The sequence below is a fragment of the Pseudomonas cuatrocienegasensis genome (assembly GCF_900110925.1).
Classification (GTDB): domain Bacteria; phylum Pseudomonadota; class Gammaproteobacteria; order Pseudomonadales; family Pseudomonadaceae; genus Aquipseudomonas; species Aquipseudomonas cuatrocienegasensis.
In genome coordinates this window covers 146,535-162,745 of sequence record NZ_FOFP01000005.1, presented here as the reverse complement: position 1 = coordinate 162,745, position 16,211 = coordinate 146,535, and the positions used below count along the sequence as shown (strand labels likewise).

Below are 16,211 nucleotides of genomic sequence, written 5' to 3'. Positions count from 1 at the left end.
GTCATGGACTGATCAGGCGCAACCTCGCAATGGATGCCCTGGCCTTAAAGGAAAAATTCCTTTGCCCTGAGTGGGAATGCCCTGTGACTTGGTTCCTAGTAATGTGGCATCTCGATCACGTCGGCCTGGCTCTGCTCGTCCATCTCGCGCAGCAGGCGGTAGACCTGGGCCACGGCTTGCAGCGTGGCGCGGGGTATGAACTGGCCGACGTTTTCGCGGTACAGCGTGCGGGCCAGCCACACGAAGCGCACCACCGGCACGCCGGCGTTGCGGGCGCGCTCGATCAGTTCGCGGGCCTCGGCGTCACGGCCCTTGCAAATGATGCGCGGCAGCGGGGTGTGCTCCGGGCGGTAGAAGAGCGCCACGGCAAAGTGGGTCGGGTTGACCAGCAGCATGTCGGCGTCTTCGACCGGGGCCTTAGCGGGGGCTGCGGAACCGGGTTGCTGAGAAATTTCCCGCGCCAGGGATTTGCGGTGCGACTTCATGTGTGGGTCGCCTTCGGACTCCTTGTACTCCCTGCGGATGTCTTCATGGCTCATGCGCTGGCCCTTGATGAAGAAGTACTTCTGCAGGGCGAAGTCGATGGCCGCAAGCACCAGCAACAGCCCGAGGCAGATGCGCGACAAGCGTTTGAACAACTCCACCAAGGCTTTCCAGTAACTGTCAAGGTCCGTCTGGGCCAGACTGATCAGGTCGCCCAGTGCGGGAGGCAGTACCCAATACAGCACCAGGGTGATCATCACCGCTTTGCACAGGCTGTTGAACAGGTTGAACAACTGGCGCGAAGAGAACATCTGCTTGAACTGGTTGATCGGGTTCAGGCGCTCAAAGTCTAGCTTCAGGGCTTCGCTGGCGAACAGCGGGCCGAACTGAATCCAGCCGCCCGCCATGCGCATGGCCACCGCAATGCCTAGTACCGGGAGCATAAACAGCAGCAGCTCTATGCCGGCTTTGCTCATCACCTCGCCCAGGACGGCGGAGAAGGGCCGGTCCAGCTTCGTCATGGGCAGCATGATCAACGCCTTAAGGCGTTCCATACCGGAGTCGACCAGGCCCAGGATCATCTCGATCAAGGCGGCGAAAATAAATAGTTTGGGCACATCCTGGCTTTGCCCGACCTGGCCTTTCTGGCGGGCGTCATCGAGCTTTTTCTGCGTGGGTTCTTCGGTTTTTTCGCTCATGGTCCGGCTTCCGGCAGCGGGCGCTCAGGGGGTCTGCAACAGTAGCGGCAGCAGGTGGGTCAAGTCGCTCAACGCATTCAGCCGGCCTTCGCCCAGCCAGGTGAGCATGGGCATGTACAGCACCAGAAAGCCCAGGCCAACCAGGCTTTTGGCCGGCATGGCTAGTGTCGAAACCTGCAGTTGTGGGCTGTAAAGGCTGAGGATCGCCATGCCGAACTCGATCAGCAGCAACAGGCCCACCAGCGGTGCGGCGTACAGCACCATAAAGCGAAATGTACTGGCGACCAATTGCAGATAGACCTCAAAACCTTCCGGGCCGGTGACAGGCGCCCATTGGCTGGCGGGCCAGACCAGGTAGCTGTCCCAGATGATCTGGGTCAGACTGGCGTAACCGCCGCCCAGAATCATCAGCAAGATCATCACCTGTTTGAGCATGTGCCCCAGCTCCGAGGTGTTGTCGCCCAGTGCCGGGTTGATCTGGCCGCCCACCAGCGCGCCACGCTGGTTATCGAATAGGCAGCCAATGGACTCGAACAGCCAGAAGGGCATGGCCAGCAGCAGCCCCAGCAGCAGGCCGATAAGGCTCTCTTTGAGCAGCAGCGCTGTCAGGTCCAGCCAGCCGAGGGTCTGCTCGGCGAGGGCGTTGCGGATGCTCGGCATGGGGAACAGGGCCAGGCCCAGCACGATCGTGTGGCGCAACATGCCCTTGAGTTCGGTGAACGCAAACGCCGGAATCAGGAACAGGCACGGGTACAGCCGAGCCATGCCCACGGTCAGGGCAATGATCGACTCGCTGATCTCCTTGAATGGCAGCTCGAACATCTCAAAACCTCGTCTGGCCGATCATGTTGAACGCCAGGTAGGTCAGTTGCATCAGTTCGATGCCAATCCAGCGCCCGGTCAGTGCCAGCGCCACGCCTACGGCCACCAGCTTGATGGCGAACGGCAGGGTCTGGTCCTGTAACTGCATCACCGCCTGCAGCAGCGAGGTGATGACGCCGACAATCACCGCCACAATCAACGCCGGTGCCGAGAGCACGACCACCAGCAACATGGCCTGTTTGAACAGCGTCAGGGTTTCCATAAGGCCTCGGTGGATCACAGGTAGCTGTAGAAAAGCCCATCGAGCAGGCGGGTCCAGCCATCGACCAGCACGAACAGAAGGATTTTCAGCGGCAGCGAAATGGTCATTGGCGCCACCATCTGCATGCCCAGGGCAAGCAGAATGTTCGAGACAATCAGGTCGATAACGATGAACGGGATGTAGATCAAAAAGCCGATCTGAAAACCGGCCTGCAACTCCGACAGCACAAAGGCCGGCACCACCAGCAGCAAGTCCTCGCGGCTGGCGGCAGCGGACATTTCCTTGGGCCAGATGCGCTGGGTGTTTTCCAGCAGGTGGGTTTGGATATCCGGGTCTAGGTTGCGGGTCATGAACAGGCGCAAGGGTTCGATCACATGCTCCCCGGCGCTTTGCATAGCCGCGAAGTCATCCAGACGCTCGGGGAGTTTCTTGACCCGCTGGCCCATCTCGTTGAACACCGGCGCCATGATGAACAGCGTCGCCGCCAGGGCAATGCCATACAGCGCCATGTTCGGCGGGGCCTGCTGCACACCGATGGCGTTGCGGGTAATCAGCAGCACCATGGCGATCTTCAGGAAGGCCGTGCAGATGATCATCAGCAATGGCACCAGTGACAGCGCCCCGAGAAACAAGGCCAGCGTCAACGGGTTGGCATCCTGCAGATTCATCGCAACGCGTCCATGCGCGTGATCTGCAGGCCCAGACGGCCTTCGACATCCACCAGTTCACCATGGGCCAGCGGGCGCTCGCCATGGAACAGCATGGCATGGCCCGGTGCGCAGCCATTGAAGGTCAGTACGGAGCCGACCGACAGCGAACGCAACTGGCCCAGGCTCAGGGATAAATTGCCCGCGCGCAGCGACAGTGCCAGGGCCAGGTCGTTGAAGCGCTCCAGATCCTCGCCGCTGTCGGCGTTGTCCTCGGGCATCTGAAGGTCGTCGAGCAGCAGCGGGCTGTCACTGTCACGGGGCGTAAAGTGGTCGAGGGTGGCATTCATGGTGTCTTGCTCCAGATCGGTTAGGGTGAAGCACAGTGCATTGGCGGACTCCTGTACCAGGCTCAGCCGGTTGGCGCCCAGGTGCAGTGTGCCGTGGCCATTGGGGGTGAACAGGGGCTGGTCTGGCAGCAGCACATCGCCGGGCCGCAGCCCCTTCAACTGCTTCAAACTTAGCGCCAGGCGGCCCAGCAGCAGCGGGGTGTTGATCGGCCACGGCCAGGCGTTGGCCGGCGTGGGCTGCCAGCGGCCGCGATCGAGCAGATCAAGCAGCGTGGCGGGCGGCGCGCTCAACCGGGCGCAGACCCGCAAGCCGTTGATGCGCGCTTCCAATAGGCAATCCAGCCCGCCTTTCAGGGGCTGGGCCAGCGGCTGCAAGGTGCCAAACAGGTGCTGCAGTTCGGGGCTCAGATAATGGTTATAAAGCTCCCAGTACCAATGGTGGTCTTCGCGGCTGTCCGGTTGCTGCGACAGGGCCGGGCAACTGGACAACAGGCCCAGCAGGGCTTCGCTGTTGGTCAGGCGCATCGGCCCCGAGGCGCATTCCAGATGGCCGACATCAATGCTCTGGCCGGTGGTGGGGGCCAGGCGCATGGCCAGTTGACCGGTTTGTCGATTGAGCCGAAACAACAGGCTCAAGCCACTGCCGATGCGCTCGCGGATCGACGCCTCGGTGCTGCTGACGGGCCTGATGGCCAGTACCTGTGCGTTCATCTCAATCACCTGCCTGCGTGAGGGTTAGCCTGACGCGACGCCCCAGCCGTTGGCTGAGCCAGTCACGGCTGGCTTCACGGGTTTCCTGGCAGCGCTGCAAGGCGGCGTCGCGGGCAAAGCGCAGGGCGATATCCAGGCCGTCGCTGCGCGGTGTCACCTGCACCGTCACCTTGCCGAGCTGTGGCAGCTCGAAGACGGCTTCCATGGCCTGCATGGCGTGGCTGGTCAGGTGCTCTCCGATTGGGTTGAGCAGCGCGTCCCACAAGATCTTGACCGGGGCCGGGGGCAGGTAGGCATTACCGCCCTGCTTTGCGCCATCGCGCCAGCCATCGGCCAGCCCGTGCGGCGGCTCGCTAGCCAGCCAGAAGACGTTGTCGTTGGCGGCGCTCATCATCTGCTCGAAGAGTTCGCCTTCTTCCAGGGTCTCGTGGGGCAGCGCCTCGCCACGTTCGTGCTTGAGTGCCGGGAGACTGCTTTCGCTGCTCGCGCTGCGGGGCTTGGGCAGCTCCTGCGGGCGAGGCGGGGTGGGCTTGTGCGGCGCCGGTGTGCTGTTCATGACGCCTCCTGTACGAGATCCAGCAGGTAGTCGAGCTTTTCAACATCACGCTGGCGTTGGCGCAGCTCCTGGTGGCTGTCTTGGGTCCAGATGTGCTGCTGGCGGTATTCATGCTGCAGGGTGCTCAGGTGCTTTTCGCTGCGCTCGATATGCCGGATGGCCTGCCGCTCCTGGGCCAGCCAGGCATTCATTTCGCTCAGGGGCAAGGGTCGGTTGGCATGTCGCTGGCGCTGCTCAATGCGTGACTGGCGATAGGCGTGGTGCAGTGATGCGATGTCCTGGGTCATTTGTTGCAGGCGGCTGTGCAGGGCCTTGAGCACCTGGTTCTGGCGGCGCCAGGCCTGTTCGGCGAGGGTCAAGCGGTGGCGCCGGATCGGCGCCAGGACATCGAGGGTCTGGCCAAGGGTTTCCATCTGCGGGTCATTGGCCGAATCCAGCAGATCAAGGTCATCGTGGGACATCAGCAGTTACCTGTATGAGGTGGTCCAGGGTGTCGTCCAGCGACACCGGGTCTCGTAGCGATTGCTGCAGAAAATCCATGACCTGCTCACGGCTGTGTACGGCGAAGTCGGTCAGTGGATCGTTCCCCTGTTGGTACTCCCCCAGCTTGATCAACATTTCCACCTGCTGATAAGCCGCCAACAGTCTGCGTATCTGTGTGGCCGCTTTGAGCTGTTCGGTTCCCACCACATTGCTCATCGTGCGGCTCAGGCTGGTCAGAATGTCCACGGCCGGGTAATGGCCGCGCTCGGCCAGGCGCCGCGAAAGCACGATATGGCCGTCCAGCAGCGAGCGCACTTCATCGGCCACCGGGTCGTTCATCGAGTCCTGTTCGATCAGCACCGAATACAAGGCGGTGATGGCCCCGGTGCGGGTCCGCCCGGCGCGCTCGACCAGGCGCGGCAGCAAGCTGTAGACCGACGGCGGCAGCCCGCCGCGACCGGCCGGCTCGCCGCTGGCCAGGCCAATCTCGCGCTGGGCGCGGGCGAAACGGGTGAGCGAGTCGATGATCAGCAGGGTCGATTTGCCCTGCTGGCGAAAACCTTCGGCAATGGTGGTGGCGGTAAAGGCCGCACGGGCGCGCTCCATGCTGCTGCGGTCCGAGGTGGCGCAGACCAGCACGGTGCGCGCGCGCAGTTGCTCGTCCAGCTCGTGGTCGAGAAACTCGCGCAGCTCTCGGCCGCGTTCACCAATCAGGCCAAACACAATCGTCTCGCAGGGGGTGTTGCGCGCCATCTCCGCCAGCAGAGTGGTCTTGCCGCAGCCGGCCCCGGCGAACAGGCCCACCCGCTGGCCTTCGCCGAGGGTCAGCAGCCCGTCGATGGCGCGCAGCCCGGTGCTCAGGGCCGTTTCGATGCGCGGCCGTTCGGTGGCTGGCGGCGCATCGCGGATCACCGGCTGGGCGCCGACCGCACCGGCCAGGGCAAAGGCCGAAGGCCCGTCCGCGCTGAGCGCGCGGCCGAAACCATCGAGCACCGCGCCCAGCAGGTGGTCGCCCACCACCAGGCTGTGGGGCTGGAACAGCGGCCGAACCGGCGCACCGATGGCTATCCCGTCCAGCGCGCCGAGGGCGGCGAGCAAGGTGTGCTGGCGATCGAAGCCGACGATTTCGGCCATCACCTCGCTGCCATCGGCGCGGCGGATTTCGCACAAATCGCCGATGCGCGCCTGGGGCATGTGGCTGTGTAGGAGGATACCGTTGACCCCGGCAATACGGCCCATGATCTGCACGGGCGCACAGCGTTGCAGGCGCTCGCGGTGTGCCTGGCGCCAGGCGTCCAGGCGCGCGGTGGGCGATGCGCTCACCAGCTCACCTCCACACGCCGCTCACCCTCGAACACCACGCTATGTTCGTTGATATCGACAAAGCGCACGCCATCGACCTCATCGCCCAGGAACAGGCGTCGGCCATCGCTGGTGAGCACGCTGGCCAGGTGCGTGTTGTTGATTTGGATGAGGGTGAAGGGTAGGGCCGGCGTGGCCACTGGCAGTGTGTTTAGCACAGGCAGCGGGGTGCTGTACTGGCGGTCGAAGTGCAGCAGCATGCGCGAGGTGGACTGCAGCAGGTCGTCCTCCTCGAACGGCCCGTGCAGGAGGATCTTGCCGTCTTCCTCCTCCAGGCTGACGCGTGTGTGCAGCTCGCGCTCGGCCAGCATTTTGCTCAGGACCTGCTTGACCTCGGCTGCATCCTTGAGAACCACCTTGGGCGGTTGCAGTGGTGCGGGCGGGGCGGGTTCTTCGCGGTTGACCAGCCAGGACAGCGCGCCGAGAAACACCACCAGCGAGCCGGCCAGCAGCCCAAGCCCCAGCAGCGAGCGCGGCGCCGGTTTGGCGGCCGGGGCGTCGCGTTCTGCCACCAGATGCGTGGGCGCTTGCTCATCGGCGGCGTATTGCGGCTCGGCGTCTTCTGTAAAGGGGCTGGCCAGGGCGTGGGCAGATGCGGGCGCTTGCTCGTCTTCGGGCGGCCATTCGGTGTTGGCGCTGAGCACCGACAGCCACACGCCATTGAGGGCAAAGGGGGTGCCTGGCTCCAGCTCGGTGGTGCCCTCGATCTTGTGGCCTTCGCTGTCGGTGACGGGCCCTTCGCTGCTGGCCAGCGACCAGGTGCTGTCCACCAGGCGCAGCATGCAGTGGCTGTCCTTGATACCGGGGTCGTAGAGTGCAAGGTCGGCCTCGCTGGATGAGCCGATGCACCATTGATCGCCATTCAAGGGCAATGCCGCGCCCCGGTGCAGGCCGGTCAGAACCCGTAGTTCGTAGTGTTTTTGCGCTTCCATAGGGACTCCATCAGGCCATCAGGGCGTGTGCTTCATCCAGGTCGATGCGACCAAGAACCTTGACTTGCACCGTGGACAACAACTCGGCGAAAGACAGCACGGGTACGTGGTTGAACTCGTCTGCCAAGAGGCTGTGCAAGGGGCTGCGCAGGTCTTGGGCGACCAGCAGAACGACTTTGGGGCTGGACGGCGGGTTGGCGTGCAGGGAGAAGGCTTCGCGTAGTTGTTCGAGCAGCGCACTGCCAAGCTCGGGTTCCAGGGCAAAGTAGGATTCGTTCTGCGTCTGGCGCAGGGCATCGCGCAGCAACACTTCGGTTTCCGGGGTCACCAGCCAGGTGTTGAGGGTGTTGGCTTCGCTGTGTTGATGGCAGATCTGTGCCTTGAGGGCGATGCGTACATGGTCGGTCAGGGCATTCAGGTCGCGTTCATGCTGGCCTTGCTCGATCAGGGTTTCGGCAATCGGCCTGACCGAGCGCAGTGATACCAGTTCGGCGGAGAGGCGTTGCAGCACGGCGGCAAAGCGCGCCAATGGCAAGGTGCGTTGCAGCTCCTGCGCCAGTTCGGGTTGTTCGGACTCCAGCCAACTGAGGATCGCCTTGCTTTCCTGCAGGCCGATAAATTGTGGGCCGGTGGCCTGAAAGGCGCGGCCCATGCGCTCCAGAATCAGGTCGTAGGGCTTGATGCCGACGATGTCCTCGTCGGTAAACAGCGGGTCGTTGGCATCAACCCAGATCCACTGGGCTTCGTCGCGCTCAACCCGGCCGCGTTCGCCGGGCTGATCTGCCTCTACATCACGCACATCGACCGCCAGGTGGGTCAGCGACAGGGTGGCGCGAATAAACGGCACTTCATATACGCAGAAACGAAACTCGTCGATCTCACAGTGCTCGACGAACTCCATGTCAAACGACGGCAGGGTCAGGCCAAAGTTATGCACCAGGGTGTTGCGGCACTGGCGAATGCCTTGAATCAGTGTGTCGAGTTCTAGTGCCCCCTTGTGGCTGGGATGGAACTGCAACAGGTAGGCCCGTGCCGGGTTGAAGCGCCGGATATCTTCGCGGCCATTGAGTTCGGGCGCGCCATTGCGGGCAGCACCGATCTGGTTTTGATACAGCTCTTTCTGGCGTATGCGCCATAACTGGATCAGCCCGCTGAACAGGCACAGCAGGCTGATGCTGGCAAACACCAGGGTCGGCATGCCCGGTATCAGGCCGAAGCCCATCATGCCGATGGAGGAGAACACCCAGGCTTTGGGCTGGCTGGTGAGCTGCTCGGCGATTTCGTGGCCGATGTTGGCATCGGCCGTTTGGCTGTCCGGGGCTACACGGGTGATGATCATGCCGGCGGTCAGGGAGATCAGCAGCGCGGGGATCTGCGCGATCAAGCCGTCACCGATGGTCAGCACCGAATACAGGTGCATGGCGTCGCCAGCTTCCATGCCGTGCTGCAGCACGCCAATGGAAAACCCGCCGATCAGGTTGATGAACACGATCACCAGGCCGGCGATGGCATCACCTTTAACGAACTTCATCGCGCCGTCCATGGCACCAAACAACTGACTTTCCTTGGACAGTTGCTCACGCCGATGGCGCGCCTCGCGAACGTTGATCAGGTTGGCGCGCAGGTCGCTGTCGATGGACATCTGCTTGCCGGGCATGGCGTCCAGGGTGAAGCGTGCCGCTACTTCAGCCACCCGCTCCGAGCCCTTGGTGATGACCAGAAAGTTGACGATGGTCAGGATCAGGAAGATCACCAGGCCCACCGCCAGGTTGCCACCCACCACGAAGCTGCCGAATGCCTCAACGATATGCCCGGCATCCTGTTGCAGCAGAATCAGGCGGGTGGTGGCAATCGACAGGGCCAGGCGAAACATGGTGGTTAGCAGCAGCACGGCCGGGAAGGTGGAGAACGCCAGCGGGCGCGGCAGGTACATCGCCAGCACGATCAGCAAGGAAGATATACAGATGTTCAGCGCGATCAGCACGTCCACCAGGGCGGTGGGCAAGGGCAGAATCATCATGAATACGATGGCCATGACCATGATTGCGCCGACGATTTCCGTGCGCCGCATAACGGCCAGCGCCAGGTTATTGAGGGCATGGATGAGGCGGATCATTGGATGACCCTCCCGCCATCATCCAGGCCCATGGCCTTGCGCTCCTGGTGAGCCAGCTCATCCATCAAACCCTGCAGCAGGCGCAGGCCGTTCTGCCGGGTTTTCAGGTCTTTCCACAGCGCCAGGGGCAGGTTTTGCAGCAGCGGGTACAGGCTGTTGAAGAACAGCGGTTGGAGGTTGGGCGTGCGGCCCATGGTTTCTTCGGCAAGCAACGTCAGGTCGCGGGCGAAGAAGCCATTACCGCAGAAACGCAATATCCGTTTGCTCATACCCAGTGCAGTCATGCTGCTGTCGGGGGACTTCTTGGCCAGGCGTTCGAGCAAGGCCAGGCAGGCTTTCAGCAGGTTATTCAATTGGCCGCTGGCGCCCAGGCTGCGCAGCATCGAGCGCAGCACCCCGCCTGGGAGTGACGGGGCGAGGGCGGCGATGTCGTCGGCCAATGCCCGTTGCAAGGTGCGCAGGCCACGGCTGAGCTGATCCTCGTTGAAGCGTTCGAGCAAGGCTTCGAGCAGGCTGGCCAAGGGTTGCTGGCCGATAATTGCCTTGTAATAGAGTTGACGCATCAGGCTGCGCTGTTGCGGGTCGCTGCTGAACAGGGCGATGGCGCTGGCGGTATTAAAGCCGGCGCGAATCTTGTCGCCATGGGTCAGGCGCAGTTCATCAAGCAGTGTTTGGGCGTGCTCATGATCGGCTTCGCTGCCTCCGGAGGCGGACATGCGCACAACCTGTTGCAACAGGATGTCGGCGCGCGCCGGGTCGTTATCGGCCATTTTCAGCAGATCAGGCAGCGAGCTGCCTTGCTGCATCATCTGGATCTGCATGCGCCGGGCTTGCTGCTCAAGGCTGGGTTGCTCGCCGTTATCGAGCAGGCTGTACATCTCGGTCAGCTTCTCGATGCGCTCGACGCGTTGCGCGCTACTGGATTCACGCACTTGCCGCTGCTCCAGCCCCTTGCTGTGGCGCTCCACGCTTTCGCTGAACTTCATCGCCACTTCTTCCATGGAGTCGAGTAGCGGGTTCTTGGGGGCAAACGACTTGGCTGTTTCCTGAACGGGTGGGCGAGGGAGCGGCTCCAGGTCGGCTGGCCGCATGTCGGGAAGAGAATTGATTTTCATGGGCTGCGCTATCGCCTCGGATCATGTGTGCCCTGAGTGGCATTTGCGCGCTCGCGGTTCCTCCCTGTGAGTGTTTTGCCGGCTGTGCCTGATCTGGCACAGGTTTTTTTGCAGGCGTGCCAAAACTGGCACAAAACCCCCTTTTTGCTGTTTATAAAGCCTTATAAAACAACGACTTGTTTTTTATAAATGGTTGGTACATTCGCTGCTCTCCCTCCCTGGCCACTTCGGCAAATATTATGTGTGGATAGGGAGATACAACCGTGGGAAGCAAAAGCCTGCAGTGCGAAGGTAAAGTCATTGGTGTGATTGCGCTGGACTTGGGTGGCCTGGCCAAAAGCAGCGAGGAAAAGCTCAGGTGCTTCATCAGTAAGCGGGTATTCAACCAGGCTGATGTCGATGACCTGATGCAGATGACGTACCTGGAAGCCTGGCGTAACCAGCACAAATACCAAGGCACCTCCAAGCCGGAAACCTGGTTGTTCGGCATTGCCGCCAACCTGGTGCGCAACTTTTTCAAGACGTTCTACAACCAGCCCCGCTGTATGGAACTGACCGACGCCGAGTTGGAAAACCTGGAGCATGGCCATGACCCCAGCCATGTCAGCGATTACCAGCGCACCCTGGGGCGCACCCTTGATGCCATCGAAGAACTCTCGGTAGACATGCGCGCCGTCATCCAGTTGGTGGTCGATTCGGACATCAGCTACCAGGACGCCGCGCGGCACTTGGATGTCCCGATTGGCACCATCCGCTCACGCTTGGCGCGGGCGCGCGGGCAGCTCAAAAACAGCGTGTACTCCAAGGAGGTGCATTGATGAACGGCTTTGTCCTTAAGCCCGAGCTGCCACGTCTGCCCAAAGGTGTTCGCGAGTTCACGGAAAACGATCTCGAAGCAATGATGAACATCTTCAATGAGACGGCGGGCAGTGGCGCCAACTCGCCGGTGACCCGGCCGATGACGTATGAAGAGGTGAAGTTTTACGTCAACCTCTACAAGCGCGATGGCTTGCCGGTCTACGTGTATGAGCGGCGGGGCGAGGTCCTTGGCTGGTTGTCGATCAACCGTTTCAGTTGGGGCACGCAGGCCTGTTACCGCACCGGGGAAACGGCCATCTACGTGCGCGCGGACCATTTCGGTAGCGGTATTGGCGTGTTGCTCTGTAAGGCCACGGTCATCCTCGGGCAGCAAGCGGGGCTGGAGAACCTGGTGGCGTGGATCATGGCGGCCAACACCCCGAGCCAGAAGATCGTCACGGCGATTGGCGCCCAACTGTGGGCGCGCTTGCCCAACATCGCCCGTTTTGGTGAGCAACGCGCCGACGTGCTGCTGTTTGGCCTGCCCTTGGGGCCGTCGCTGAACGTACCGGTTCGGCAGCATGCCTCGGAGGCAGTCTGACTCGCCCACGTTGAGCAACGAGTGTTCGCGTATGCGTGGGCACGCGCGCGTTGACAGACCGGGCCACGGCGATTGCGCAGTGGGGCCGTCGCCCCACACGGCCCTTAGCTGTGCCTGCTGTTAGCGCGCTTCTTCAGCACGCTGATTTTTGGCCAGGCTACGGCGACGTAGCCTGTCGCTATTCACTCAAACCTACCCCCTTAGGGCACACCTTTTAAGGAAACTCTGAAGAAGGCTTCCTAGTTTTGGCAAAATACCCGGACTCCACCCACCGAGACTCCCGATGAAGCAGATGACTTTTGCCGACGCTGAGTACGCCGGCAAGCGCAAGCAGACCCGCAAGGAGTAGATGGATCAGTTTGTGCCGTGGAAGGGCTTGATTGCCCTGATCGAGCCGCACTACCCCAAAGGTGAAGGTGGCCGCCCGGCGTATCCGTTGATTGCGATGCTGCGGGTCCATCTGATGCAAAACTGGTTCGGCTACAGCGATCCGGCGATGGAAGAGGCGTTGTACGAGACGACCATTCTGCGCAAGTTCTCGGGGTTGAGCCTGGAGCGTATCCCAGACGAAACCACCATCCTCAACTTCCGCCGGCTGCTGGAGAAACACGAACTGGCTGCTGGCGTCCTCGCCGTCATCAATGGCTATCTGGGCGACCGTGGTCTGTCCTTGCGGCAAGGCACCGTCGTCGATGCCACGCTGATCAATGCGCCGAGCTCGACCAAGAACAAGGACGGCAAGCGCGACCCGGAGATGCGCCAGACCAAGAAGGGCCAGTAGTACTACTTCGGAATGAAGGCTCACATCGGCGTGGCCGCTGAGTCCGGTCTGGTACACAGCGTGGTGGGCACTGCGGCCAACGTGGCGGACATCACCCAGGTCGGCAAGCTGCTGCACGGCGATGAAAGCATGGTCGGCGGTGACGCGGGCTTCACCGGCGTCGATAAACGTCCTGAGCATGAAGGCCGTAAGGTCATCTGCTAGATCGTCGCCCGCCGCAGCACTAACAAGAAACCTGGTAAGCGCAGCGCGCTGTACAAAGCCACGCTCAAGATCGAGAAGGCCAAGGCCCAGGTGCGCGCCAAGGTCGAACACCCATTCAGAGTGATCAAGCGCCAGTGCGGTTATGTGAAGACGCGCTTCCGTGGTCTGGCAAAGAACACGGCGCAACTGATGACATTGTTCGCGGTGTCGAACCTGTGGATGGCGCGCAGACATTTACTGACTAATGTAGGAGAGGTGCGCCTGTAGTGTGGGAAATAGCCGCGGCGAGGTTATCGCTGAGGCCAGAAATACACAAATGAGCGGGCGATCTGATCGTTTTTGATCGGTTAGCCCCTTTCAAAATCAGCAGAGGCTGAAGTCAGTAAGAAACACATGACTACTTCAGACCTTCCCTAAGAATTAAAATCCAGATTTGGTTGAGTTTTAATCTTTATCTTAATGGTTATGGTTCTTTTTAGTTTTGCGTAAATTTTGGTGTTGTGACTTTGCGTCAATATTTAATAGGCCGGCGGTGTAGTGGTTGTGTGAGGTCGGTTTAGGCTTGAAAGCTATAGGTTTCTCTTGTTTCTCTGATGGTATTGTTGTTGTGAGTGCTACTAAAGTAGTAGTTGCGATTGCGCTAAAGTATTAACTGTCATGGGCCGTTTTCTAATTTAATCTAGCCCCAGCCTGATCTGCGTCAGTATTGAGCTTTATTTAGCGTGTTTAACTTTTTGAAGGCTTTCGGTTTGCAGATCAGGGCCGTATTTTTTATTTGTGCTGGTTTTAATTTTTTTTGGGCTGAAAATAATAGGCGCATGGTACTGGTGCTGTTGATCTGAATGCATTCGTGCCGTGTCCCTCTCTGTCGTCCACCCAGGGGAGCTTCCTGAACGGTGCTTGCCAGGTGAGGAGCTGCTGTCCTGCTCTGGGATAAGCGGTTTTGACATCCAGATAAATCACCACGCTCATGTTGAGGGGAGTTGCCCTTAGCGATGAATGATGGCGGGTGAACGCTTTTCGTCGTTTGGAAGTTTTGTGCAAGGGAATTGGATGCTGCCATCTTTTACGCAAAATTAGAAAGACCGAGGGCGTTATGAAGTTCAAGTCGCTGCAGATGCGCATATGTGTGACAGCGGGCATATGCCTGTTTTTCTCGTCCGCCAGTCTGGTGGGATATGGGCTTTTTAGTGCCCGGGCGAATGAGGCATATGTTGCCGAGGAGGTTTCTGGTCTGATTGAAAAAGCGACCTTCCGGGAAGTTGAAAACCTGGCCGAGTCTCGTGCCAATGCCATTCAAACCAAGTTGCAGGGCGCTTTGGATGCGGCGCGCACCATGGCCAATACCTTTGCTGCCAGCAAGGCTGCGCAAAGCCCGCTGGACATTGGTCGTGAGCAAATCAATACGGTATTGCTCAGCGTTCTGAAGAGTAATCCCGACTTCAACGGTACTTATTCCTGCTGGGAGCCGGATGCCCTGGACGGGCAGGATTCTGCGTTTCGCAACGATCAGGATGGCAATAATCCCCAGACCGGGCGCTTTACACCGTACTGGACGCGCAGTGCCGACGGCACTATCGCGGTACAGCCGCTGGTGGAGTATGACTCGGCGGATCGCCACCCCAACGGGGTATTGAAAGGCGGCTGGTACAGCGGCCCGCGCGACACCTTGACAGAAAGCGTGCTGGACCCGCTGCCCTACGTGGTGCAGGGCAAGAATGTCTGGTTAACCACCTTGTCAGTGCCGATCGTGGCCAATGGCAAATTTTATGGGGTGGTGGGGGCTGACTTTGATATTTCTTTTATTCAGAAGCTCAGCGAGCAAATGTCCACTGAGCTGTATGACGGCAAAGGTTCCGTATCCATTCTGAGCAACCAGGGATTAATAGTTGCCGACAGCCAGCGCAGTGATTTGATCGGGCAGGCGCTCAAGACCTTACTGCCGACGTCCTGGGAAAAGGTCCTGGGGGACATCCAGGCGGGGCGTGCCCAGAGCTTGCTCGACCCGAGTACCGGGAACTTCGAGGTGCTGATGCCGATTGAGTTAGGCCGCACCGGCAAACCCTGGGCGCTGTTGATTCGCCTGCCTAAAGCCGTAGTCATGAGCCAGGCGATTGCCCTGGAGCAGGAACTGCAGGCGCGCAGTATCAGCAACAGCTTCTGGCAGGTGTCCGCGGGCTTGGTGATTTCCCTGCTGGCCCTGGTCGCCCTGTGGCTGACCGCGGCAAAGATTGTTGGGCCGATTCGCGAGGCTGCGGTACTGGCGGGCAATATCAGCCTGGGTGATTTCTCCCAGCGTCTGGTGCAGAAAACCGAGGACGAGGTCGGGCAACTGTCTTTTGCCCTCAACGATATGTCGCAAAGCCTGCAACGCCAGGTGCGGGTCGCCGAGCGTATCTCCGAGGGCGATCTGGACCTGCAGGTGCAGCTGTCGTCACCTCAGGACACCCTGGGTATTTCCCTGGAGAAGATGGTTGGCAACCTCAATGGTCTGATCTCCGAAGTGCAACGCAGCGCGACCCAGATCACCGGCAGTTCGGCACAGGTCACCGAGCTGAGTCAGTCCTTGTCGGACGGGGCGTCCAACTCGGCTTCGTCGATCACCGAGATCAGTGCGGTGATGACACAAATGGCGGCGCAAACCAGCGACAACGCCGCCAATGCGAAAAAGGCCGACTTGCAATCGCAAACCTCACGCGCCGATGCCGGCGAAAGCGACAAATTGATGAGCGAGCTGATTGCCGCCATGGCTGAAATCGACAACTCGGGCAAAGACATCACCGCGATTATCACCACCATCGACAATATTGCCGCCCAGACCAACCTGCTGGCGTTGAACGCGGCGATTGAAGCCGCACGGGCTGGCGAGCTGGGGCGCGGGTTTGCCGTGGTCGCTGATGAAGTCCGCAGCCTGGCCGCACGCAGCGCCGAGGCGGCGCAGCAAACCTCGGCGCTGATTGCCGACTCGTCGATCAAGACCCAGCGCGGCATGATTATCGCCGGGCGCACCGCCGAGTCGCTGAAGAGCATCGTCACCGGCACCACCGCGGTCTCCAACCTGGTGTCACAGATCTACCAGGCCTCCAGCGAACAGGCTTCCGGCTTGCAGCAGGCAAGTATCGGCCTTGAGCAAATTGACGAAGTGACGCAGAAGAATCAGTCCAATTCACAAGCCTGTGCGGTGGCAGCCAAGGAACTGTCGGACCGCGCTTCGTTGATGCAGCGGGAGCTGAGCCGCTTCAAGATCAAGAAGGCCTAGGCCAACCGGCTTTACACAGCAGGCCCTAACG

At 60.7% G+C, this 16,211-nt stretch carries 14 protein-coding genes and 1 pseudogene; 4 read left to right on the top strand and 11 right to left on the bottom strand.

Annotated features, from left to right (window positions below; all coding sequences use genetic code 11):
* Positions 1–95: 95 nt before the first annotated feature.
* From sctU to sctW, 11 genes are read right to left on the bottom strand one after another with little or no spacing between them, the layout of a single operon-like run.
* The gene (gene sctU / locus BMW49_RS09185; protein ID WP_069518363.1) at positions 96–1,181 is read right to left on the bottom strand and encodes a type III secretion system export apparatus subunit SctU; all 1,086 of its coding nucleotides are present in this window, start codon (positions 1,179–1,181) and stop codon (positions 96–98) included.
* 24 nt (positions 1,182–1,205) lie between these two features.
* Positions 1,206–2,003, bottom strand: coding sequence for a type III secretion system export apparatus subunit SctT (sctT, locus tag BMW49_RS09180; RefSeq protein ID WP_069518361.1), 798 nt, complete (start codon positions 2,001–2,003; stop codon positions 1,206–1,208).
* 1 nt (position 2,004) lies between these two features.
* The gene (sctS, locus tag BMW49_RS09175) at positions 2,005–2,265 is read right to left on the bottom strand and encodes a type III secretion system export apparatus subunit SctS (protein ID WP_069518359.1); all 261 of its coding nucleotides are present in this window, start codon (positions 2,263–2,265) and stop codon (positions 2,005–2,007) included.
* Between the two features lie 14 nt (positions 2,266–2,279).
* Positions 2,280–2,933, bottom strand: coding sequence for a type III secretion system export apparatus subunit SctR (gene sctR / locus BMW49_RS09170; protein WP_069518357.1), 654 nt, complete (start codon positions 2,931–2,933; stop codon positions 2,280–2,282).
* Positions 2,930–3,973: a type III secretion system cytoplasmic ring protein SctQ gene (sctQ, locus tag BMW49_RS09165; protein WP_069518355.1), complete on the bottom strand. Its 1,044-nt coding sequence runs from the start codon at positions 3,971–3,973 to the stop codon at positions 2,930–2,932. Before sctQ ends, sctR begins: the two co-directional genes overlap by 4 nt.
* Before the next feature lies 1 nt (position 3,974).
* Positions 3,975–4,529, bottom strand: coding sequence for a type III secretion system HrpP C-terminal domain-containing protein (locus BMW49_RS09160; RefSeq protein WP_069518353.1), 555 nt, complete (start codon positions 4,527–4,529; stop codon positions 3,975–3,977).
* On the bottom strand, positions 4,526–4,990 hold the full coding sequence (locus BMW49_RS09155; RefSeq protein ID WP_069518351.1) for a type III secretion protein: 465 nt from the start codon (positions 4,988–4,990) through the stop codon (positions 4,526–4,528). Before BMW49_RS09155 ends, BMW49_RS09160 begins: the two co-directional genes overlap by 4 nt.
* Complete coding sequence (locus BMW49_RS09150; protein WP_208600962.1) at positions 4,977–6,335, bottom strand: FliI/YscN family ATPase; 1,359 nt, start codon at positions 6,333–6,335, stop codon at positions 4,977–4,979. Before BMW49_RS09150 ends, BMW49_RS09155 begins: the two co-directional genes overlap by 14 nt.
* Positions 6,332–7,306 (bottom strand): FHA domain-containing protein, encoded by a 975-nt coding sequence (locus tag BMW49_RS09145; RefSeq protein WP_069518347.1) that lies wholly within the window; start codon positions 7,304–7,306, stop codon positions 6,332–6,334. The genes BMW49_RS09150 and BMW49_RS09145 overlap by 4 nt, the downstream gene beginning before the upstream one ends.
* A gap of 10 nt (positions 7,307–7,316) precedes the next feature.
* Positions 7,317–9,422, bottom strand: coding sequence for a type III secretion system export apparatus subunit SctV (sctV, locus tag BMW49_RS09140; protein ID WP_069518345.1), 2,106 nt, complete (start codon positions 9,420–9,422; stop codon positions 7,317–7,319).
* Positions 9,419–10,537, bottom strand: coding sequence for a type III secretion system gatekeeper subunit SctW (gene sctW / locus BMW49_RS09135; RefSeq protein ID WP_069518343.1), 1,119 nt, complete (start codon positions 10,535–10,537; stop codon positions 9,419–9,421). Before sctW ends, sctV begins: the two co-directional genes overlap by 4 nt.
* Before the next feature lie 263 nt (positions 10,538–10,800).
* Between sctW and BMW49_RS09130 the strand changes: the two genes are divergently transcribed.
* The 4 genes and pseudogenes from BMW49_RS09130 to BMW49_RS09115 all read left to right on the top strand — a co-directional run bounded on the left by BMW49_RS09130 (position 10,801) and on the right by BMW49_RS09115 (position 16,180).
* Positions 10,801–11,355, top strand: coding sequence for an RNA polymerase sigma factor (locus tag BMW49_RS09130; protein WP_069518341.1), 555 nt, complete (start codon positions 10,801–10,803; stop codon positions 11,353–11,355).
* Positions 11,355–11,936, top strand: a complete 582-nt coding sequence (locus tag BMW49_RS09125) for a GNAT family N-acetyltransferase (protein ID WP_069518339.1) — start codon at positions 11,355–11,357, stop codon at positions 11,934–11,936. The genes BMW49_RS09130 and BMW49_RS09125 overlap by 1 nt, the downstream gene beginning before the upstream one ends.
* Positions 11,937–12,285: 349 nt before the next feature.
* Positions 12,286–13,188: pseudogene (locus BMW49_RS09120) on the top strand (IS5 family transposase).
* Positions 13,189–14,017: 829 nt separating this feature from the next.
* Positions 14,018–16,180, top strand: coding sequence for a methyl-accepting chemotaxis protein (locus BMW49_RS09115; protein ID WP_069518337.1), 2,163 nt, complete (start codon positions 14,018–14,020; stop codon positions 16,178–16,180).
* Positions 16,181–16,211: the final 31 nt, after the last annotated feature.